Source organism: Streptomyces hebeiensis, assembly GCF_052983195.1.
The window spans coordinates 5,963,450-5,985,079 of the sequence record NZ_CM129812.1 but is presented as its reverse complement, the minus strand read 5'-3'; the positions used below and the strand labels follow the sequence as shown (position 1 = coordinate 5,985,079).

At 69.8% G+C, this 21,630-nt stretch carries 14 protein-coding genes, 1 rRNA gene and 1 pseudogene; 6 read left to right on the top strand and 10 right to left on the bottom strand.

Translation table 11 applies throughout. From position 1 onward, the window contains the following. Positions 1-90: 90 nt before the first annotated feature. From ACU6P3_RS25715 to thyX, 4 genes are all read right to left on the bottom strand, one after another. Positions 91-1,617 (bottom strand): 16S ribosomal RNA (locus tag ACU6P3_RS25715). A gap of 536 nt (positions 1,618-2,153) precedes the next feature. Continuing rightward, positions 2,154-3,839, bottom strand: coding sequence for a ribonuclease J (locus ACU6P3_RS25710; protein ID WP_447194297.1), 1,686 nt, complete (start codon positions 3,837-3,839; stop codon positions 2,154-2,156). 123 nt (positions 3,840-3,962) lie between these two features. Continuing rightward, positions 3,963-4,862 carry a 4-hydroxy-tetrahydrodipicolinate synthase gene (gene dapA / locus ACU6P3_RS25705; protein ID WP_447194296.1) on the bottom strand — a complete coding sequence of 300 codons (900 nt, stop codon included), beginning with the start codon at positions 4,860-4,862 and terminating at the stop codon, positions 3,963-3,965. Between the two features lie 178 nt (positions 4,863-5,040). After that, a complete protein-coding gene (gene thyX / locus ACU6P3_RS25700) occupies positions 5,041-5,793 on the bottom strand; it encodes an FAD-dependent thymidylate synthase (protein ID WP_447194295.1) in 753 nt (250 codons plus the stop codon). A 283-nt stretch (positions 5,794-6,076) separates the two neighbouring features. Here thyX and ACU6P3_RS25695 point away from each other — a divergent pair, with 283 nt between their 5' ends. Together ACU6P3_RS25695 and ACU6P3_RS25690 are read left to right on the top strand one after the other, a co-directional pair. Beyond that, the gene (locus tag ACU6P3_RS25695; protein WP_447194294.1) at positions 6,077-6,316 is read left to right on the top strand and encodes a hypothetical protein; all 240 of its coding nucleotides are present in this window, start codon (positions 6,077-6,079) and stop codon (positions 6,314-6,316) included. A gap of 93 nt (positions 6,317-6,409) precedes the next feature. Beyond that, positions 6,410-6,955 (top strand): SCO5741 family PH domain-containing membrane protein, encoded by a 546-nt coding sequence (locus ACU6P3_RS25690; protein WP_447194293.1) that lies wholly within the window; start codon positions 6,410-6,412, stop codon positions 6,953-6,955. Positions 6,956-7,152: 197 nt separating this feature from the next. Here the strand turns inward: ACU6P3_RS25690 and ACU6P3_RS25685 are convergent, their stop codons facing one another. From ACU6P3_RS25685 to eccD, 6 genes and pseudogenes are all read right to left on the bottom strand, one after another. Beyond that, positions 7,153-7,608 carry a tetratricopeptide repeat protein gene (locus ACU6P3_RS25685; RefSeq protein ID WP_447194292.1) on the bottom strand — a complete coding sequence of 152 codons (456 nt, stop codon included), beginning with the start codon at positions 7,606-7,608 and terminating at the stop codon, positions 7,153-7,155. Between the two features lie 12 nt (positions 7,609-7,620). Further along, the gene (dapB, locus tag ACU6P3_RS25680) at positions 7,621-8,373 is read right to left on the bottom strand and encodes a 4-hydroxy-tetrahydrodipicolinate reductase (RefSeq protein WP_447194291.1); all 753 of its coding nucleotides are present in this window, start codon (positions 8,371-8,373) and stop codon (positions 7,621-7,623) included. 108 nt (positions 8,374-8,481) lie between these two features. Beyond that, a pseudogene (locus ACU6P3_RS25675) lies at positions 8,482-9,908 on the bottom strand (M16 family metallopeptidase). Further along, the gene (locus tag ACU6P3_RS25670) at positions 9,905-12,133 is read right to left on the bottom strand and encodes a polyribonucleotide nucleotidyltransferase (RefSeq protein ID WP_447194290.1); all 2,229 of its coding nucleotides are present in this window, start codon (positions 12,131-12,133) and stop codon (positions 9,905-9,907) included. The pseudogene ACU6P3_RS25675 and the gene ACU6P3_RS25670 overlap by 4 nt, the downstream one beginning before the upstream one ends. A gap of 374 nt (positions 12,134-12,507) precedes the next feature. Continuing rightward, complete coding sequence (rpsO, locus tag ACU6P3_RS25665; protein WP_030753863.1) at positions 12,508-12,795, bottom strand: 30S ribosomal protein S15; 288 nt, start codon at positions 12,793-12,795, stop codon at positions 12,508-12,510. A 221-nt stretch (positions 12,796-13,016) separates the two neighbouring features. After that, complete coding sequence (gene eccD, locus ACU6P3_RS25660; RefSeq protein WP_447194289.1) at positions 13,017-14,498, bottom strand: type VII secretion integral membrane protein EccD; 1,482 nt, start codon at positions 14,496-14,498, stop codon at positions 13,017-13,019. 206 nt (positions 14,499-14,704) lie between these two features. Here eccD and eccCa point away from each other — a divergent pair, with 206 nt between their 5' ends. The 4 genes from eccCa to ACU6P3_RS25640 all read left to right on the top strand — a co-directional run bounded on the left by eccCa (position 14,705) and on the right by ACU6P3_RS25640 (position 21,619). Further along, positions 14,705-18,658 carry a type VII secretion protein EccCa gene (eccCa, locus tag ACU6P3_RS25655; protein ID WP_447194288.1) on the top strand — a complete coding sequence of 1,318 codons (3,954 nt, stop codon included), beginning with the start codon at positions 14,705-14,707 and terminating at the stop codon, positions 18,656-18,658. Positions 18,659-18,729: 71 nt separating this feature from the next. Continuing rightward, on the top strand, positions 18,730-19,248 hold the full coding sequence (locus ACU6P3_RS25650) for a hypothetical protein (RefSeq protein ID WP_447194287.1): 519 nt from the start codon (positions 18,730-18,732) through the stop codon (positions 19,246-19,248). Further along, positions 19,245-19,892 (top strand): hypothetical protein, encoded by a 648-nt coding sequence (locus ACU6P3_RS25645; protein WP_447194286.1) that lies wholly within the window; start codon positions 19,245-19,247, stop codon positions 19,890-19,892. Before ACU6P3_RS25650 ends, ACU6P3_RS25645 begins: the two co-directional genes overlap by 4 nt. Further along, complete coding sequence (locus ACU6P3_RS25640; RefSeq protein WP_447194285.1) at positions 19,892-21,619, top strand: putative T7SS-secreted protein; 1,728 nt, start codon at positions 19,892-19,894, stop codon at positions 21,617-21,619. The genes ACU6P3_RS25645 and ACU6P3_RS25640 overlap by 1 nt, the downstream gene beginning before the upstream one ends. Positions 21,620-21,630 lie beyond the last annotated feature (11 nt).

The window sequence follows — 21,630 nt, the reverse complement described above, 5'->3', positions numbered from 1 at the left end:
CAACGTTCCACCCATGAGCAAACCACCGTCGAACACTCGCCGACGTAGTGGCCCTGGATTCCCCCGAAGAGGAACCGAGATGCTCCTTAGAAAGGAGGTGATCCAGCCGCACCTTCCGGTACGGCTACCTTGTTACGACTTCGTCCCAATCGCCAGTCCCACCTTCGACAGCTCCCTCCCCACAAGGAGGTTGGGCCACCGGCTTCGGGTGTTACCGACTTTCGTGACGTGACGGGCGGTGTGTACAAGGCCCGGGAACGTATTCACCGCAGCAATGCTGATCTGCGATTACTAGCGACTCCGACTTCATGGGGTCGAGTTGCAGACCCCAATCCGAACTGAGACCGGCTTTTTGAGATTCGCTCCACCTCACGGCATCGCAGCTCATTGTACCGGCCATTGTAGCACGTGTGCAGCCCAAGACATAAGGGGCATGATGACTTGACGTCGTCCCCACCTTCCTCCGAGTTGACCCCGGCGGTCTCCCGTGAGTCCCCAGCACCACAAGGGCCTGCTGGCAACACGGGACAAGGGTTGCGCTCGTTGCGGGACTTAACCCAACATCTCACGACACGAGCTGACGACAGCCATGCACCACCTGTACACCGACCACAAGGGGGACCCTGTCTCCAGGGTTTTCCGGCGTATGTCAAGCCTTGGTAAGGTTCTTCGCGTTGCGTCGAATTAAGCCACATGCTCCGCCGCTTGTGCGGGCCCCCGTCAATTCCTTTGAGTTTTAGCCTTGCGGCCGTACTCCCCAGGCGGGGAACTTAATGCGTTAGCTGCGGCACGGACGACGTGGAATGTCGCCCACACCTAGTTCCCAACGTTTACGGCGTGGACTACCAGGGTATCTAATCCTGTTCGCTCCCCACGCTTTCGCTCCTCAGCGTCAGTATCGGCCCAGAGATCCGCCTTCGCCACCGGTGTTCCTCCTGATATCTGCGCATTTCACCGCTACACCAGGAATTCCGATCTCCCCTACCGAACTCTAGCCTGCCCGTATCGACTGCAGACCCGGGGTTAAGCCCCGGGCTTTCACAACCGACGCGACAAGCCGCCTACGAGCTCTTTACGCCCAATAATTCCGGACAACGCTTGCGCCCTACGTATTACCGCGGCTGCTGGCACGTAGTTAGCCGGCGCTTCTTCTGCAGGTACCGTCACTCACGCTTCTTCCCTGCTGAAAGAGGTTTACAACCCGAAGGCCGTCATCCCTCACGCGGCGTCGCTGCATCAGGCTTCCGCCCATTGTGCAATATTCCCCACTGCTGCCTCCCGTAGGAGTCTGGGCCGTGTCTCAGTCCCAGTGTGGCCGGTCGCCCTCTCAGGCCGGCTACCCGTCGTCGCCTTGGTAGGCCATCACCCCACCAACAAGCTGATAGGCCGCGGGCTCATCCTGCACCGCCGGAGCTTTCAACCCTCCCCCATGCGAGGAAAAGTGATATCCGGTATTAGACCCCGTTTCCAGGGCTTGTCCCAGAGTGCAGGGCAGATTGCCCACGTGTTACTCACCCGTTCGCCACTAATCCACCCCGAAAGGCTTCATCGTTCGACTTGCATGTGTTAAGCACGCCGCCAGCGTTCGTCCTGAGCCAGGATCAAACTCTCCGTGAATGCTTCACCGGTCATCCGGTTCACACACACGAGAGCGGAACCGTCGGCCGGAATAAGACCGGACGGTCCACAGCATCCTCGCTGTGTTGTGTTTCAAAGGAACCTCAACCCAACCCCAAAGCTGGGGGAAGGTCGGGGTATCAACATATCTGGCGTTGACTTTTGGCACGCTGTTGAGTTCTCAAGGAACGGACGCTTCCTTCGTACTCACCCTCTCGGGCTTTCCTCCGGGCGCTTCCCTTCGGTATTTCGTGTCTCCGACTCTATCAGACTCTTTCGGCGGTGTTTCTCCCGCTTCCAGATATCCAATGGCCTTCGGAGGGGCCTTTTGCCTTTCGACTGATTCCGACTTTATCAGAGTTGTCCGAGTCGGATTCCCCCACTCTCACTCGGGGTCCGTATGCCGTCTGGACGACTCGCGTGCCCCGTGAGGTGGAGCCGTAAACGTACTGGAGCGGTGGGCTTCGAAGCAAATCGAAGCCCACCGCTCCCGGACGCGCCGTCAGCGGCGCGTCCGGGTAAGGCAGTTGTCGTCCTCAGACCTCGACGACGACCGGGAGGATCATGGGACGCCTGCGGTAGGTGTCCGAGACCCACTTGCCCACCTGGCGGCGCACGAGCTGCTGGAGCTGGTGCGGTTCCGCGACGCCGTCCGCGGCCGATTTGGCGATGGCGTCCACGATCCTGGGCAGGACCGCCGCGAACGCCGCGTCCTCGATGCCGGAGCCACGGGCCTGGAAGTGCGGGCCCCCGACGACCTTCCCCGTCGTGGAGTCGACCACCACGAAGACCGAGACGAAGCCCTCGTCGCCGAGGATCCGGCGGTCCTTGAGGGAGGTCTCGGTGACGTCGCCGACCGAGAGGCCGTCGACGTAGACGTAGCCGGCCTGGACCTTGCCCACGATCCTGGCCCTGCCGTCGACCAGGTCGACCACCACGCCGTCCTCCGCGATGACGATGTGGTCCTTGGGCACCCCGGTCAGCGCGCCGAGTTCGGCGTTGGCGCGCAGGTGGCGCCATTCCCCGTGCACCGGCATCAGGTTCTTCGGCTTGCAGATGTTGTAGAAGTACAGCAGCTCGCCGGCCGAGGCGTGACCCGAGACATGGACCTTGGCGTTGCCCTTGTGGACGACGTTCGCGCCCCATCGCGTCAGACCGTTGATCACGCGGTAGACCGCGTTCTCGTTGCCCGGGATGAGGGACGACGCGAGGATCACCGTGTCGCCCTGCACGATCCTGATCTGGTGGTCGCGGTTGGCCATGCGCGAGAGCGCGGCCATCGGTTCGCCCTGGGACCCTGTACAGACGAGGACCACCTCGTGGTCCGGAAGGTCGTCGAGGGTCCGGACGTCCACGACCAGTCCGGCGGGGACCCGGAGATAGCCGAGGTCACGGGCGATGCCCATGTTGCGGACCATGGAGCGCCCGACGAAGGCCACGCGGCGGCCGTACTCGTGCGCGGCGTCGAGGATCTGCTGGATGCGGTGGACGTGGCTGGCGAAGCTGGCCACGATGATCCGCTTCTGGGCGTTCGCGAAGACCTGGCGCAGGACGCCCGAGATGTCCCGCTCGGGCGGGACGAAGCCCGGGACCTCGGCGTTGGTCGAGTCCGAGAGCAGCAGGTCGATGCCCTCCTCGCCGAGCTTGGCGAAGGTGGGCAGGTCGGTGAGCCTGCGGTCCAGCGGGAGCTGGTCCATCTTGAAGTCGCCGGTGTGGACCGCCATGCCCGCGGGGGTCCGGATGGCGACGGCGAGGGCGTCCGGGATGGAGTGGTTGACGGCGACGAACTCGCAGTCGAACGGTCCGATGCGCTCCCGGTGGCCCTCGTTGACCTCGAGGGTGTAGGGGCGGATGCGGTGCTCCTGGAGCTTGGCCTCGATCAGCGCGAGGGTGAGCTTGGAGCCGATCAGCGGGATGTCCGGCTTCAGCCGGAGCAGGAAGGGGACGCCGCCGATGTGGTCCTCGTGGCCGTGCGTGAGCACGATGCCCTCGACGTCGTCCAGCCGGTCCCGGATGGTCGTGAAGTCCGGGAGGATCAGGTCGATGCCGGGCTGCTCCTCCTCCGGGAAGAGGACACCGCAGTCGACGATCAGCAGGCGACCGCCGTACTCGAAGACCGTCATGTTGCGGCCGATCTCCCCCAGGCCGCCGAGCGGGGTGACGCGCAGGCCGTTCGGGGGGAGCTTCGGCGGGGCACCGAGTTCGGGATGCGGATGACTCAAAAGACTCTCCTCACCACACGCGCCACGTACCGCTGAGGCACGTGGCGCGCATGACATTCGTGCACTTGCTGTTGTCTGCTTCGGCGTATTCGGTTACCGGATATTCAGTTGTGAAGTCTGTGGTCAGAGCTGCACTCCGCCGGCCGCCAGGTCGATCCTGAGCTGCGCGGTCTCGTGTTCCGTGAGCTCGACGAGCGGGAGGCGGAGCGGACCGGCCGGCAGGTTCTGGAGCGCGAGCGCGCTCTTGGACGTGATGACGCCCTGCGTGCGGAACATGCCCGTGAAGACCGGCAGCAGCTTCTGGTGGATCTCGGTGGCCTTGTGGACGTCGCCGGTGAGGTGCGCGTCGAGGAGCTGGCGCAGCTCCGGGGTGACCACGTGGCCGACGACGGACACGAAGCCGACCGCGCCCACCGAGAGCAGCGGGAGGTTGAGCATGTCGTCGCCCGAGTACCAGGCGAGGCCGGACTGGGCGATGGCCCAGCTGGCGCGGCCGAGGTCGCCCTTGGCGTCCTTGTTGGCGACAATGCGCGGGTGCTGGGCGAGCCGGACGATGGTCTCGGTGTCGATGGGGACACCGCTGCGTCCGGGGATGTCGTACAGCATCACCGGGAGGCCGGTCGCGTCGGCGATCGCGGTGAAGTGCCGGAAGAGGCCCTCCTGGGGGGGCTTGTTGTAGTACGGCGTCACGGCGAGGAGGCCGTGCGCGCCGGCGCGCTCCGCCGCGCGGGCCAGTCCGACGCTGTGCTCCGTGTCGTTCGTGCCGACGCCGGTCACGATGTGGGCCCGGTCCCCGACGGCCTCCAGGACCGCCCGGACGAGCTGCTCTTTCTCCGCGTCGCTGGTGGTCGGCGACTCACCGGTGGTGCCGTTCAGGACGAGGCCGTCGTTGCCTGCGTCCACCAGATGGACAGCGAGCCGCTGCGCGCCGTCGAGATCGAGCGCGCCGTCCGCCGTGAAGGGCGTGACCATGGCGGTGAGGACCCGCCCGAAGGGAGTCTGCGGAGTGGAGATCGGAGCCATGGGTAACACGCTACTCGCTGCTCAGCTCGCGGCGCCCCCTTGGGGCACGGGACAGAAGGAGCCCGGCACTGCCTGCTCGGGGGTTCAAGCAGTGCCGGGTCCGTTTGATCAGCCTAGATGAACTTATCCAAACGCCGCAATCCGGACAGCTGGCTCGATCGGCCCCGCCGCCCGTGTCTCAGGGCGCGATCCGGCCGTTGGCGTTGAAGGCCGCGTGAGTGAGCGGCATCAGCCGGGCCCAGTGCTCCTCCATCCGCTCCCCCACCATCTCGATCTCGCGCTGCGGGAAGGACGCCACCTTCGCCTGCTCGTGCTGGGTACGCAGGCCGAGGAAGTGCATCAGCGAGCGCGCGTTGCACGTGGCGTACATGGACGAGAACAGGCCGACCGGGAGGACCGAGCGGGCCACCTCCCGGGCCACTCCGGCCGCGAGCATGTCCTGGTACGCCTCGTAGGCCTGGAGGTAGGAGCGCTCCATCGTCCGGCCGACCAGCTCCTGCTGCTCCGAGGTCCCCTCGACGAACACGTACTTCCCCGGGCGGCCCCGCTGGACGAGTTTGCGCTCGGGGCCCGGCACGTAGAAGACGGGCTGCAACTCGCGGTAACGGCCCGATTCCTCGTTGTACGACCAGCCCACCCGGTGCCGCATGAATTCGCGGAAAACGAAGATCGGGGCGCTGATGAAGAAGGTCATCGAATTATGCTCGAAGGGGCTGCCGTGGCGGTCCCGCATCAGGAAATTGATCAGGCCCTTCGACCGCTCGGGGTCCTTCGACAGCTCTTCCAGGGACTGCTCGCCCGCGGTGGAGACCCGTGCCGCCCACAGGACGTCGGAGTCCGCCGCCGCGTGCTTCACCAGCTCGACGGTGACATCGCCGCGGAAGCTCGGTTTGGTGTCGGGGGCGTCCGGGGTCTCGGGGGTGTCGCTCACCTGGGGTCCTTCCCATCGCGTCGCTCGGGCGGCGCCCACTCTACGGCGCGGCACCGACAGGGCGGCATCCCGCTCGGGGGGAGGGGCGGCGGGGCCGCATCCGGGCCGCAGCCCCGCCGTGCACCGGGCGGGCCGGGCCAGGGAGCGTGCATTCGTCGGCCAATTCCGGGAATGCGGGCACCTAATCGCGGTGTTGCACGTCTCACTCTGTAGCAGCTGACACGTCAGCAGCGTTCCACAACGAGTTCGCCGTTCCATCACGAGATCACAAGGAGTTCCCTCCATGTTCCGCCGGCGAGAGGCCGTTCCCTTCGCGTTCGTCGCCGAGGCCGACCGCTTCCGCAGCAATGTCACTCCCCCTCCGAGGCCGCGCGCGAGCGTGTCCGACATGGCCAGCCGCACACTCATCGGACTCGTCATCACCGCCGGGTTCGTCGGCTCGCTGCTCTTCGGGCTGCCGGCGTTGGATACCAGCCAGCCGTCCGAACACACCCAGCAGTCCGAGGCGTCACAAGGCCGCTGACCCGTCCGGCCCCCTCGAGTGGTCGGGGCAGGGGCGTGATCGGTAGCCTCACCGGGCACAGCAATCGAGCGTGCTTGTGAGTGAGGATCAGTCGTGCCCCTGCCCTTCCTGACGGCCGAGCGGGCTTTCGACGCGGCCGACGACGTCGCGTTGCCGTTCGACGATCACGACAACTGGCGGCGTCCGTACCGCCCTGGCCCCTGGCGGGTCGCGGCGGCCGCGCTGCTTCTGCTGCTCGCCTCGTTCATCCTGCTCTCCGCGATGGTGATCGCCTTCGCGGGAGCTCTGTCGGCGGCCATGGTCTGCCTGGGCATCGCCTTGGTGGTGATCGCGGTCGCGCTGCGGATCCTGCGCGCCGGGGTCTGGGTGAGCCGGCACGGAGCCCGCCGGGTGACCCTGCTGAGTACCACGACAACCACGTGGGAGCAGGTCACCGCCGTCCGTACGGTTCAGCAGCCGGTGCGCTGGCTCGGGCTGCCGCGCACCGTTCAGGGGCAGGCGCTCCTGCTCGAGCGACGGCAGGGTGAGCCGTTGACGCTGCTCACCGACCACAACGCGGACTTCCTGTCGCGTCCCGGGGCGTTCGAGCGGGCGGCGGACAGCGTCGAGGTCTGGAACGAGGAGTACTCCGGCGCCTGACAGCCGACCGGTCGGCCGACTTCGTTCGTCGGGCCCCGTACGGTAACGCCTCAAAGAGCACAAGAGAGCACAAAGAGGGAGAGGCCCGGCCACCACGGCCGGGCCTCTCTCGTGCGTCCGGGCCCCCTCTGCCCCCCGGACCGCTCCCCGCGCGCGGGCGCCCCGTCGTGACGGGCTCCACGCACGCCGGACGGCGCTCAGGCCGTCGTCACGGGTTTACCGTCGTGGAGCGCGATGGCCCGCTGCATCGCCTTCCTGGCGCGCGGGGTGTCCCGGGCGTCGTGGTACGCGATCGCCAGCCGGAACCAGCAGCGCCAGTCGTCGGGCGAACGCTCCGTCTCGGCCCGCCGCCGGGCGAAGACGGCGTCGGCCGAGTCCCGGTCGACGCGGCCGCCGGGCGTACGGACCAGTTCGTCCTCGGGGAGGCCGCCCTCGGCGTCCAGTTCCGCCGCGAGCCGGTTGGCGCGCTGGACGAAGCGGGTGTTCATCCAGAGGAACCAGATGCCGATGAGCGGCAGGACCAGCACGGCCAGGCCGAGGGCGACGGTCAGCAGCGTGCCCTGTTCGATCAGCAGGACACCCCGGCTGCCGACCAGGACGAAGTAGACGACCAGGACGGCCGCCGTGACAGCGTAGGTGATCTTCGCGCGCATCGTCCGGTCCGCTCAGCCCAGGTCGAGGAAGTGTTCCAGGCCGAAGGTGAGGCCGGGGGCGGAGACCACGCGGCGCACGCCGAGCAGGATGCCCGGCATGAAGCTGCTGTGGTGCAGGGAGTCGTGGCGGATGGTGAGGGTCTCGCCCTCGGCGCCGAGGATGACCTCCTGGTGGGCGAGGAGGCCGCGGAGGCGTACGGAGTGCACGGGCACGCCGTCGACGTCCGCGCCGCGCGCGCCGTCCAGCGCCGTGACCGTGGCGTCGGGCTGCGGTCCGCTGCCGGCCGCCGCCCGGGCGGCGGCGATCAGCTGCGCGGTGCGGTGGGCGGTGCCGGAGGGGGCGTCCGCCTTGCCGGGGTGGTGCAACTCGATGACCTCGACGGACTCGAACCAGCGCGCGGCGGCCTCGGAGAACTTCATGGTGAGGACCGCGCCGATGGAGAAGTTGGGCGCGATCAGCACTCCGGTGCGCGGGGAGGCGGCCAGCGAGGTGTGCAGCTGCGCCAGCCGCTCGTCGGTCCAGCCGGTGGTGCCGACGACGGCGTGGATGCCGTGGCGGACGCAGAAGTCCAGATTGCCCATCACCGAGGCCGGCGTGGTCAGCTCCACCACGACCTCGGCACCGGCTTCCACGAGGGTCTCCAGCTTGTCGCCCCGGCCGAGGGCGGCGACCAGCTCCAGGTCGTCGGCGGCCTCGACGGCCCGTACGGCCTCGGAGCCGATCCGGCCCCTCGCTCCGAGGACGGCCACGCGCAGCTTGCTCATTGCTCTGTTTCCTTCAGCGTCGGTGATGGACGTCGGTGTGGTCGGCATCGGTAGGGGTGCTGGTGCCAGGCGCCGGTGGTCGTCACGCGGGCCGGGCTCGCGCACCGGTCAGCGGGCGACCGCCTCGTCCAGCCGGGCCGCCTGCTTGTCCTTCAGCGGCCCGATGACCGACAGCGAGGGACGCTGCCCCAGGACATCGCGGGCGACCGCGCGCACGTCGTCGGGGGTGACGGCGGATATCCGCGCCAGCATCTCGTCGACGGACATCTGGGCGCCCCAGCACAGCTCACTCTTGCCGATGCGGTTCATCAGCGCACCGGTGTCCTCCAGGCCGAGGACGGTGGAGCCGGCGAGCTGTCCCACGGCGCGGCCGATCTCCTCGTCGCTGAGCCCCTCGGCCGCGGCGCGGTCGAGTTCGTCGCGGCAGATCTTCAGGACGTCATGGACCTGGCTGGGCCGACAGCCCGCGTAGACGCCGAAGAGGCCGCAGTCGGCGAAGCCGGAGGTGTACGAGTAGACGCTGTAGGCGAGGCCGCGCTTCTCCCGTACCTCCTGGAACAGCCGCGAGCTCATACCGCCGCCGAGCGCGGTGTTCAGCACGCCGAGCGCCCAGCGGCGCTCGTCGGTACGGGCGAGGCCCGGCATGCCGAGGACGACGTGGGCCTGCTCGGTCTTGCGGTTCAGCAGACCGACCCGGCCCGCGGCGCGCACGGCGCGCCGGCCGGCGCGTGGCGGCAGCGGGGTGGCCTCCGTACGGGAGAGGGCCCCGGCCTTCTCGAAGGCGCGGCGGACCTGCCGTACGACGCTGGCGTGGTCCACGTTGCCGGCCGCGGCCACGATCAGGTGGGTGGGGTCGTAGTGCTTCTTGTAGAAGCGGACGATCCGGTCGCGGTCCAGGCCGTTGATCGTGTCGACGGTGCCGAGGACGGGACGGCCGAGCGGGCTGTCGCCGAACATGGTCTCGGCGAACAGGTCGTGCACGCAGTCGCCGGGGTCGTCCTCGGTCATGGCGATCTCTTCGAGGATGACTCCGCGCTCGGCGTCGACGTCCGCGGCCTCGATCAGCGACCCGGTGAGCATGTCGCAGACGATGTCGATGGCGAGCGGCAGGTCGGTGTCGAGCACCCGCGCGTAGTAGCAGGTGTACTCCTTCGCCGTGAAGGCGTTCATCTCGCCGCCGACCGCGTCGACGGCGGCCGAGATGTCGAGGGCGCTGCGCTTGCGCGTGCCCTTGAACAGGAGGTGTTCCAGGTAGTGGGTGGCGCCGTTGAGGGCGGGCGTCTCGTCGCGCGAGCCCACCTGGACCCAGATGCCGAAGGTCGCGGAGCGGACCGACGGCACGGTCTCGGTGACGACGCGCAGGCCGCCGGGGAGCGTCGTACGGCGGACCGTCCCGTTCCGCTGGGCTCCGCCTTTGCTCATGATTCCCCCTCGGAGCCGCGGCTCCCGTTCTCGCCCTCGATCAGGGTTTGGGTACGGGCGACGGCCCGCGCCTCCGAGGAGGGGCGGGCCGTCGCCTTGGCGCTGCACGTCACGAGGCAGCGTCGTCCTTCTTGGTGTCCACGCCGTCCTCGCCCTCTTCGCCCTCGACGACGGGGATGAGGGAGAGCTTGCCGCGCTGGTCGATCTCGGCGATCTCGACCTGGACCTTCTGGCCGACGCCGAGGACGTCCTCGACGTTCTCCACGCGCTTGCCGCCGGCGAGCTTGCGGATCTGCGAGATGTGCAGCAGTCCGTCCTTGCCCGGGAGCAGCGAGACGAACGCGCCGAAGGTGGTCGTCTTGACGACCGTGCCCAGGTAGCGCTCGCCGACCTCCGGCATGGTCGGGTTGGCGATGCCGTTGATCGTGGCGCGGGCGGCCTCGGCGGCCGGTCCGTCGGCGGCACCGATGTAGATCGTGCCGTCGTCCTCGATCGTGATGTCGGCGCCGGTGTCCTCCTGGATCTGGTTGATCATCTTGCCCTTGGGGCCGATGACCTCGCCGATCTTGTCCACGGGGATCTTGACGGTGATGATCCGCGGGGCGTTGGGGGACATCTCGTCCGGGACGTCGATGGCCTCGTTCATCACGTCGAGGATGTGCAGGCGCGCGTCGCGGGCCTGCTTCAGCGCGGCGGCCAGCACGGAGGCGGGGATGCCGTCGAGCTTGGTGTCGAGCTGGAGCGCGGTGACGAAGGTCTTCGTGCCGGCGACCTTGAAGTCCATGTCGCCGAAGGCGTCCTCCGCACCGAGGATGTCGGTGAGGGTGACGTAGTGGGTCTCGCCGTCGATCTCCTGCGAGATCAGGCCCATGGCGATACCGGCGACGGGGGCCTTGAGCGGCACACCGGCGTTCAGCAGCGACATGGTGGAGGCGCAGACGGAGCCCATGGACGTCGAGCCGTTGGAGCCCAGCGCCTCGGAGACCTGGCGGATCGCGTACGGGAACTCCTCGCGCGTCGGCAGCACCGGCGTGAGCGCGCGCTCGGCGAGGGCGCCGTGGCCGATCTCGCGGCGCTTGGGGGAGCCGACGCGGCCGGTCTCGCCGGTGGAGTACGGCGGGAAGTTGTAGTTGTGCATGTAGCGCTTGCGGGTCACCGGGGAGAGGGTGTCCAGCTGCTGCTCCATGCGGAGCATGTTGAGGGTGGTGACACCCAGGATCTGGGTCTCGCCGCGCTCGAACAGCGCCGAGCCGTGCACCCGCGGGATGGCCTCGACCTCGGCGGCGAGCGTACGGATGTCCGTGACGCCACGCCCGTCGATGCGGACCTTGTCCTTGATGACGCGCTCACGGACCAGGGTCTTGGTCAGCGAGCGGTACGCGGCGGAGATCTCCTTCTCGCGCCCCTCGAACTGCGGCAGCAGCTTCTCGCCGGCCAGCGCCTTGACGCGGTCCAGCTCGGCCTCGCGCTCCTGCTTGCCGGCGATGGTGAGGGCCTGGGCCAGCTCGGAGCGGACGGCCTCGGTGAGCGCTTGGAGGACGTCGTCCTCGTAGTCCAGGAAGATCGGGAACTCGCCGACCGGCTTGGCGGCCTTGGCGGCGAGGTCCGACTGGGCCTTGCAGAGGACCTTGATGAAGGGCTTCGCGGCCTCGAGACCGGCGGCGACGACCTCCTCGGTGGGGGCCTCGGCGCCGTCCTTGACGAGCTGGATGGTCTTCTCGGTGGCCTCGGCCTCGACCATCATGATCGCGACATCGCCGTCGTCCAGGACGCGGCCGGCGACGACCATGTCGAAGACGGCGTCCTCGAGCTCGGTGTGGGTCGGGAAGGCGACCCACTGGCCCTTGATCAGGGCGACACGGGTACCGCCGATCGGGCCGGAGAAGGGCAGGCCGGCCAGCTGCGTGGAGCAGGAGGCGGCGTTGATGGCGACCACGTCGTAGAGGTGGTCGGGGTTGAGCGCCATGATCGTCTCGACGATCTGGATCTCGTTGCGCAGGCCCTTGCGGAAGGACGGGCGCAGCGGGCGGTCGATCAGGCGGCAGGTGAGGATGGCGTCCTCGGAGGGGCGGCCCTCCCGGCGGAAGAAGGAGCCGGGGATCTTGCCGGCCGCGTACATCCGCTCCTCGACGTCCACCGTGAGGGGGAAGAAGTCGAGCTGGTCCTTGGGCTTCTTGGAGGCCGTGGTGGCCGACAGCACCATCGTGTCGTCGTCCAGGTAGGCGACGGCGGAGCCGGCGGCCTGGCGGGCCAGGCGGCCCGTCTCGAAGCGGATGGTGCGGGTGCCGAAGGCGCCGTTGTCGATAACGGCCTCGGCGTAGTGGGTCTCGTTCTCCACTAGTGAATTCTCCTCGTCTTCGTCCGGTGCCCGGGTGGCAGGGGACGTGTCGGAGAAGCGCTCCTTGGTGCGGGCCGGTCTTCGATCGAAGCACCCGGTGACGCGGCATGGGCCGGGCCGATCCGGGGGCCACTACCGAGGACCGGCGGCGGCGGAGGTCGCTCCTCCTGATTCGGTTGTGCTCGTTGCGACCAGGTTACTGAGCTTCGCGCCAGGATGACATTCCGGTCGTCCCGGGCGGGGTGTTCACGGCGGGACCGGTACGGGGCGGGTCGCTCGCGGGACCGGTCCTGCGCGGGTACACGGGAGCAGGCCCCCCGCGTACGCGAAAGGAGCGGCCCCCTGGTGGTGGGAACCGCTCCCTTCACGGAGTCTTACTTGGCACCGGCCGCGCCGCGGCGGATGCCCAGGCGGTCGACCAGCGCGCGGAAGCGCTGGATGTCCTTCTTGGCCAGGTACTGCAGCAGGCGGCGGCGCTGGCCGACCAGGATCAGCAGGCCCCGGCGGGAGTGGTGGTCGTGCTTGTGGGTCTTGAGGTGCTCGGTCAGGTCCGAGATCCGGCGCGACAGCAGGGCGACCTGGACCTCGGGGGAGCCGGTGTCACCCTCCTTGGTGCCGAACTCGGTCATGATCTGCTTCTTCGTAGCGGCGTCGAGCGACACGCGTACTCCTCGTGGTCTTCGTGGCCACCGAGTGCCCCAGGTCGAATTCGCTGGGGAGCTTCCGTTACTCGGGAGGCGGGGATCCGCTGAGCGTGCACCGCAGAGCACCTGGCTCCGCCGGTCACGTACGCAAACGGCCGTCGTACAGGCTACCAGCTCGAGCGTGACCGTCCGACCACACGGTCGGACGGCCCCGTCCCCGGCCTCCCGAGGCAGGACAACTAGCTGGTCATCGCCCTCGCCGCGCTGAAGACGTCCAGCGCGGCGAGGCAGAGCGGCACCAGCGAGAGCAGTACCGCGCCCTCGGCGATGTCGAGGAGCCGTCCCCAGAAGGGGGACAGGCCCTTGCGCGGGATGACCAGGCCGATGGCGGTGAGCAGGGCGGCGCCGGCCGCGACGCTCGCGGCGAGCCAGATCGTACGGATGTCGAGGCCGCCGCGGTCGCCGTAGATCAGCAGGTCCTTCACGAGGTCGACCGGCGGGTTCAGGGAGAGCCCGAGGACCAGCAGGGCGATCGCGGCGATCCCGGCCACCAGCACACAGGTGACCTGCGAGGTGTAGCGGAAGAGGCGGGCGCGCATCAGCATGGCCAGACCGGCGGCCAGCGCGAGGAACTGTCCCCAGACGTTGTCGGAGAAGCCGAGGACCGCGGCGGCGGCCACCACGACGGCCGAGCAGCCGGCGGCCAGGCCGAGCAGCATCTCGTGGCCGCGGCGGGCCTGCGCGGCGATGCGGTCGGCGTCGACGGGCTCGCCCTCGGGAGCGGCGTTCGGGTCGGTGTAGGTGTCGTCGCCGAACTCGCCGGCGGCGGCCGAGCGCGGGGAGGCGTAGCCGATGGGCAGCCGCGCGAAGCGTGCGGACAGGCCGGGCAGGAAGGCGACGAGCCCGATGGCGACCGGTGCGCAGACGGCGGCGGTGGCGGTGGCCGACGCCTCGGTCAGGATCATCACGAACGTGGCGAGCGTGCCGACGGTGGCCAGGAAGGTGGCGGCGACGAAGGGCGCGTCACCGCTCGGGGTGAGGGCGACCAGCGCGACGGAGGCGACCAGGACCGTGACGCAGCCCAGCAGGAACTGGAGCCGGCCGGGTCCGGCGCCCGCGCCAGGGCCGATGATCCCGGACCCGCCGATCATCAGCAGCGGCAGCGCGCCGAGGCCGAGCGCGACGGCGGTGGCGCGGTCCGTGTAGACCCGTGCCCGTACCCCGGCGAAGGCCGTGAGCAGCAGGCCGGCGGCGCCCGCGATGATGCCGGGCAGGCTGTGCATGTCGTGCCGGACCGGGTCGGCGAACCACAGGACGAAGCCCATCAGCACGAGCAGCAGCACCCCGCCGACGAGCCCGGCGCCGCGCAGCAGTTCGTCGTTCCACAAGTGGCGGTCGCGCTTGACGGCGGAGGCGACGGCGTCGGAGACGTCGTCGAAGACGGCCGGGGGAAGCGACTCGGCGAACGGGCGCAGGCTGAGCACCTCGCCGTCCAGGACCTGCTGGGCCGCGAGGGTGCGGGAGCCGTCGAGGACGGTGCCGTCGCGGCGGACCAGGTGGTAGCCGGTGGGGGTGCCGGGCGCCTGGGTCTGGCCGGTGAGCCGGAGGATCTCCGGGTGCACGTCGGCGACCGCGATGTCCTCCGGCAGAGCGACGTCGATCCTGCTGTCAGGCGCCACGACAGTGACGCGGCAGAAGCCCGTCGCTGCGGTCGTACTCACGTCTGTTGACCCCCTGGTTCGCGGTTGCGCACGATGTTCGATCCGATGCCGCTCATGTGGATTCGCGGTTGCGCACGATGCGCGCGCCACCCTACCGGGACCCTCCGGTGCGGGCTGCAAGTAGGATCGCCGTCGCGCGGAGGGAGACCGTCGCCACGGGGGCGCCGGTACGGATTCCCCGTCCGAGTTGAGGGATTGATGCTCCGGTGAGCCAGATCGTCGTCAAACGCCCACCACGGTCCCTTCCGCCGGAAGTGCCCAGTGCCGAGCTGACCCTGGAGTCTCCTCCGGAGCTCCCGCGCGGTCAGCAGGAGGGCATGCTGATGCAGATCCTGCCGGTCCTCGGCATGGGCTCGTCGGTGGTCTTCTTCTTCTCGCCGCAGGCGCCTCCGTTCATGCGGATCATGGGCGTGCTGATGCTCGTCTCGACGGTGGCGATGGTCGTCGCGCAGATCGTCCGGTTCCGGCGCGGAACGCAGGGACAGATCGCGGACGTGCGCCGCGACTACCTCAAGTACCTGGCGCAGACGCGGCGTACGGTGCGCAGGACGGCCCGCGCGCAGCGCGACGCCCAGTTGTACCTGCACCCGGCGCCGGAGCAGCTGTGGTCGCTGGTCGCGGAGGGGGCGCGGGTCTGGGAACGCCGCGTCGGGGACAAGGACTTCGGGCAGGTACGGGTCGGACTCGGCGCCCAGCAGCTGTCGACCCCGCTGATCGCTCCCGACACCGCGCCGGTGGACGAGCTGGAACCGTTGTGCGCGGGCGCGATGCAGCGGTTCCTCGCGGTGCACGGCTCGCTGGACGGGCTGCCGATGGCCGTGTCGATGCGCGCCTTCTACCACGTGACGGTCTCCGGTGAGCCGGAGTCGGCGCGGTCCGCGGCGCGGGCGATGGTCTCCCAGCTCGTGACGCTGCACTCCCCTGAGGACCTGATGCTCGCCATGGTGGCGGCGCCGGGCGCGGTGGCGCGCTGGGACTGGACGAAGTGGCTGCCGCACACGCAGGTGCCGGGCCAGGTCGACGGAGCCGGTACGAAGCGGCTGTTCGGGGACGACCTCGGGGAGCTGGAGCAGTTGCTGCGCGGCAGGCTCGACGGGCGGCCCCGGTTCGGCCGGGACAGCCAGCCGGTGCTGGACCAGCCGCACATCGTGGTGGTGCTGGACGGCGGGATGGTGCCGCCGGACTCGCTGTTCGCGGCGGCCGAGGGCCTTCAGGGCGTCACGATCGTCGAGGTCGTGGGCGGTGAGCTGGACGAGCCGCGGGGCGGTCTGTCCGTGGTGGTGCGGCCGGGCCGGCTGTGGCTGGAGTCCGGCGCCGGTCTGGCGTACGAGGGCGTGCCGGACGGCATCTCGCTGCCGGCCGCCGAGGCGCTGGCGCGGCAGCTGGCCCCGCTGCGCACGGGCGGGGGCGACGACGACGAACCGCTGCTCGCCAACCTCGACTTCACGGATCTGCTGAACCTGGGCGACGCGGCGTCGGTCGACGTGGCCCGCACCTGGCGGCCCCGGTCGACGGCCGAGCGGCTGCGGGTGCCGATCGGGGTCGGCGAGGACGGCCAGCCGGTGATGCTGGACCTGAAGGAGGCCGCGCAGGAGGGCATGGGCCCGCACGGGCTGTGTGTCGGCGCGACCGGTTCCGGCAAGTCGGAGCTGCTGCGCACGCTGGTGCTCGGGCTCGCGGTCACCCACTCCTCGGAGACGCTGAACTTCGTCCTCGCCGACTTCAAGGGCGGTGCGACGTTCGCGGGGATGTCCCAGATGCCGCACGTGGCGGCGGTCATCACCAACCTGGCGGACGACCTGACGCTGGTCGACCGCATGGGGGACGCGATCCGCGGTGAGCTCCAGCGGCGGCAGGAGCTGCTGCGCTCGGCGGGCAACTACGCCAACATCCACGACTACGAGAAGGCGCGGGCCGCGGGCGCCCCGCTGGAGCCGCTGGCCTCGCTCGTCCTCGTCATCGACGAGTTCTCCGAGCTGCTCACCGCCAAGCCCGACTTCATCGACATGTTCATCCAGATCGGCCGGATCGGCCGGTCGCTGGGCGTGCATCTGCTGCTCGCCTCGCAGCGCCTGGAGGAGGGCAAGCTGCGCGGCCTGGACACCTACCTGTCGTACCGGATCGGTCTGCGGACCTTCTCCGCGGCGGAGTCGCGCACGGCGCTGGGCGTGCCGGACGCGTACCACCTGCCGTCGGTGCCGGGCTCGGGCTACCTCAAGTTCGGTACGGACGAGATGACCCGGTTCAAGGCGGCGTACGTCTCGGGCACGTACCGCACCGGCGGTCCCGACCTGGCGGTGGGGCAGCTACCGATCGAGCGGCGGCCCGCGCTGTTCACGGCGGTTCCGGTGCCGGTGGTGTACCGGGCGCCGGACCCGGTGGCGAGTGCCGCGGCGCCGGCGCCGGAGGACGACGCGCTGGCGGACACGGTGCTGGACGTCATCGTGCGCCGGCTCGACGGCCAGGGCGTGCCCGCGCACCAGGTGTGGCTGCCGCCGCTGGACCAGGCGCCGACGCTGGACCAGTTGCTGCCCGGGATCGCGCCGACCCCGGAGCGCGGCCTGCACGCGGCCGATTACAGCCGCCTGGGCGGTCTGACCGTGCCGCTCGGTCTCATCGACAAGCCCTTCGAGCAGCGCCGCGAGGTGCTGTACCGGGACTTCTCGGCGGCGGCCGGCCATATGCTCGTGGTGGGCGGTCCGCAGTCCGGCAAGTCGACGCTGATGCGAACGCTGATCTCGTCCTTCGCGCTCACCCACACCCCGCACGAAGTGCAGTTCTACGCACTGGACTTCGGCGGTGGCGGGCTGGTCTCGCTGGCCGACCTGCCGCATGTCGGCGGGGTGGCGTCCCGGCTGGACCCGGAGCGGGTGCGGCGCGCTGTCGCGGAGGTGCTGGGGGTGCTCAACCGGCGCGAGGAGTTCTTCCGCGCGAACAGCATCGACTCCATCGCGACCTATCGGCGCAAGCGCGCGGCCGGTGAACTGCCCGGCGAGGCGTGGGGGGACGTCTTCCTCGTCATCGACGGCTGGGGCCAGTTCAAGAACGACTACGACATGCTCGAGCCGGTCATCTCCGACCTCGCGGCGCGCGGTCTCGGCTACGGCGTGCACGTCGTCGTCACCGCCGCCCGCTACATGGAGGTGCGCGCCGCGCTCAAGGACCAGATGCTCAGCCGGCTCGAACTGCGGCTCGGTGACGTCATGGACTCCGAGTTCGACCGCAAGGTCGCGGCGAACGTCCCGGCCGGGGTGCCGGGCCGCGGCCAGGTGCCGGAGAAGCTGCACTTCATGGCCGGTCTGCCGCGGATCGACTCGGTGAGCGGGGCCGGTGATCTCTCCGAGGGCACGGCGGCGTTCGTCCGGGCCGTGCGGGAGAGCTGGACGGGCCCGGCCGCCCCGACCGTACGGCTTTTGCCGCGCAAGCTGCCGGCCGAGCAGTTGCCGAAGGGCTTCGAACACCCGCGCCACGGGATCGCGATCGGTATCGACGAGACCAACCTGGAGCCGGTCTTCATCGACTTCGAGACCGACCCGTTCTTCATGGTCTTCGGCGAGAGCGAGTCGGGGAAGACGGCCCTGCTGCGGCTCATCGCCAAGCAGATCTCCGAGCGCTACACCCCGGACCAGGCGCGGATCGTGGTCGGCGACTACCGGCGCTCGATGCTGGAGGCCGTACCATCCTCGCACCTGCTGGAGTACGCGCCGATGGCGTCGGCCATGCAGATGCACATGGACGCCATCGGGACGGTGATGACCAAGCGCGCCCCGAAGCCGGACATCACCCCCCAGCAGCTGCGCGACCGCAGCTGGTGGAACGGGCCGCAGCTGTTCGTGTTCATCGACGACTACGAACTGGTCGCGACCAACTCGGGCAATCCGCTCGCGCCGCTGGTGGAGCACCTGCCGTTCGCCCGGGACGTCGGCGTCCGCTTCATCGTGGCGCGCAGCGCGGCGGGCGCCTCGCGTGCGATGTATGAACCGTTCATGCAGAGGATGAAAGAACTCGGCGCACAAGGTGTGCTCCTGTCCGGAGATCCCGGTGAGGGCGACATCCTGGGTGGTGTCCGGGCCCGCCCGATGCCTCCGGGCCGTGGCACCTTCGTCTCGCGCAAGCGGGGCGCGCCGCTGGTGCAGGTGGGCTGGCTGCCGGACCGGTGAGGCGTGCGGTCCCGGGGAACCGGGACCGCACGCACGCCGTGGAGGCGGTTCGTCGAGTACGGGGGAAGCACGTGAGTTTCAACGAGGAGTGGGGCCGGCTGCGCGCCGATGCCACCGAGCGGACGGCCCGGGGCACCGCCCCCGGCGCCACCGGGGCCGCACCACCGGAGCCGGGTCCGGACGCGGACGCCGTCCAGGAGGCCCGCGAGGCGGTGCTGGAGCGGCTGGCCGACTTCCGCAGTACGGCGGTGCTGGTGCCGCTGGACGCCGAAGGCGGGCTGTGGACGGCGCCGTTGGGCGGGCTCGACTGGATCTGCGCGTTCACCGACGAGGCGGCGCTGGCGCGGTTCGCCGAGGCCAGGGGCGAGACGGAGCGGCAGTGGCCGTACCGTACGGTGCTGGGCTCCCGGCTGTTCGACGAGGTCGTTCCGGCGCTGGCGTTCCCCTGCGGGGTGGCGCTGAACGCCGCGGGGCCGGACGGCGCGACCTTCCCGCCGGTCCGGGGCATCGTGCCGGACTCGGCGGCGCTGGACGCGGCGCCGGACGGCGGTACGGGCGCGACCGGGGCGTACGGCGGGGGCGCGCTGTGACGGGGCGGGATCCGGACCTCGCGGCGTCCGGCGAAGCGCTCGGCCTGATCACGCAGGGCATCAACGGCACGCTGGGCGAGCTCGAGGAGCTCGGCATGGTCGGTGAGGCCGCCATGGGCCGGGGCTTCTCCGACCTCGCGCTGACGGGGATGGAGACCGGCCACGACGGGCTGACGGCCACGCTCAAGAACTTCTGCGAGCGCTGGGAGTGGGGGGTGCGCTCGCTCGTCCAGGAAGGCAATGTGTTCGCGGCGGAGGTCGGCCTGTCGGCGGGTGTCTTCCACGAGCAGGAGCAGTACCTCCAGGGCAGCTTCAAGATCCTGACGAACTCCGCGATGGGCAATCCGTACGCGACGGAGGACGAGATCCTCGAGAAGGACTGGGGCGAGGTCCTGTCGAACAACGCGTACACCCAGGTCCGCGACGCGGATTACAGCCGGGAGTCGTTCGACGAGGCGTACGAGAACAGCAAGCAGGCGTGGAAGGGCGCCGCCTGGGACGCCAGTACGTCCTCCATCTCGCCGGCGAACCAGATCATCGACGCGGCCGGTCTGCGTGACGACGTGGACGACGCGATGCGCGACACCCTCGGGCCGCCTCCCGAGGAGCAGCGGCGGGCCGCCGGTCAGGAGGGCCGGGGCTGATGGGTGTCGGGGACCTCATCGACGGCGGCAAGGAGCTGGCCAACAAGGGCCTGGGGAAGCTGGAAGAAGGCTTCGACGCGGGGAAGAGGGCGCTCGGGGAGGGCGTCGACTGGACGACCGACCGGATCGGCGACGGGCTGGAGTACGTCGGTGCCGACGACTGGGCGGACGCCGTCGAGGACTGGGGCGACGACACGGCCTCCGGCCTCGGCGCCTCGGTCGGGGAGCAGCAGCTCGGCGAGACCGAGGAGGCCGACGAGCTCGTCCACGGCAAGCCCGACAGGATCCGCGAGAGCGCGGGCCACATGAGCGATTTCTTCACCGCGCTCGACAACGTCGGGCAGGGCATGAGGAGGCTCGACTCCGCGCACTGGAAGGGCGAGGCGGCGAACGCCTTCCGCGCCGAGTTCGCGATGCACCCCGCCAAGTGGCTGCGCGCGGCCGACGCCTGCGAGGCGGCGGGCAAGGCGCTGACGGCCTACGCCTCCACGGTCACCTGGGCGCAGGGGCAGGCACAGGACGCGATCGACCTCTACAAGAAGGGCGAGCAGGCGTCGCGGCGGGCCGTCGAGGCCTACAACAGCAAGGTCGACGCGTACAACGCGGACATCAGGGCCGACCGGGACCCCGGACCGAAGCCGGAGCCGTTCCACGACCCGGGGAGGAAGGACCGGGAGGACGCGCACGCCCTCCTGGCAGAGGCCCGCAGGCAGCGCGACGAGGCCGCGGAGACCGCGCGGAACGCGATAGACGCGGCGATGGCGCACGCGCCCGAGGAGCCGCCTCCGCTCAGCCGGGCCGCGTCCGCGTACGTGGACGGCATGGGCGCGCTGGCCGTGGAGACGACCCATGTGGTGGGCGGTGTCGTCAAGGGCACGGCCGGCCTGCTCAACTTCGCCCGGGGCCTCAACCCGCTGGACGTCTACAACCTCACGCACCCGGCCGAGTACACGCAGAACGTCAACATGACCCTGGCCGGGCTGGTCTCGACGGCGGCGCACCCGGAGCGCATCCCGGGCGCGCTGATCGACAGCTTCAAGGGCGACCCGAGCGAGGGGTTCGGCCGGCTGCTGCCCGAGCTGATCGGCACGAAGGGGCTCGGGAGCGTACGCACGGGCGTGCGGGTCGCGGCCAGGGAGGGCGCGGAGGAGGCGGTGGAGCAGGGGGTCAGGAAGGCGGCGCGGGAGGGCGCGGAGGAAGCGGCCGAGCAGGGGGCCAAGCACGCGCCCAAGGACTGGAGCGACCTGGCGCGCCCGACGGAGCAGGTGACGGAGAGGGCGATCCACGCGGATTCCGTGCCCTCGCACCGGGCGCGGGAGTTCCTGGACGACCAGTACCCGTGGATCAGGGAGATGAACAACTACCCGAACCCCGGCTACACCCACAACTGCACGAACAACGTGGTCACTCTGGACCGCAGGCTGGACGGCGTGGAGGTCTCGGCGGCGCGCAAGGGAGAGGCCGGCGGCGTGCCGTACGAGCAGCTGGGCGTGAAGCCCGAGGCGCATGTCCGGGGGGTCAGCTACGACGACATCATCCGCGACCTGAACGGCCGCGGGGACGGCGCGCGGAGTGTCGTCGCCATCCGCCGGCTCGACGGCACCGGACATGTCTTCAACGCCGTGCAGACACCGCATGGAACGGTGTTCCTGGACGGTCAGACCGGCTCGCTCGCGACGTTGGAGACCTCGGGTGTCCAATATGTCGGCTACGTACCCTATGGATAGGACTCCGAGGA

What these genes read in the sequence shown, in the direction of transcription:
- dapB (WP_447194291.1), bottom strand. Translation starts at nt 8,373, where the DNA reads ATGAGCAAGCTGCGCGTGGCCGTCCTCGGAGCGAGGGGCCGGATCGGC.
- ACU6P3_RS25685 (WP_447194292.1), bottom strand. Translation starts at nt 7,608, where the DNA reads ATGCGCGCGAAGATCACCTACGCTGTCACGGCGGCCGTCCTGGTCGTC.
- ACU6P3_RS25695 (WP_447194294.1), top strand. Translation starts at nt 6,077, where the DNA reads ATGTTCCGCCGGCGAGAGGCCGTTCCCTTCGCGTTCGTCGCCGAGGCC.
- dapA (WP_447194296.1), bottom strand. Translation starts at nt 4,862, where the DNA reads ATGGCTCCGATCTCCACTCCGCAGACTCCCTTCGGGCGGGTCCTCACC.
- ACU6P3_RS25640 (WP_447194285.1), top strand. Translation starts at nt 19,892, where the DNA reads ATGGGTGTCGGGGACCTCATCGACGGCGGCAAGGAGCTGGCCAACAAG.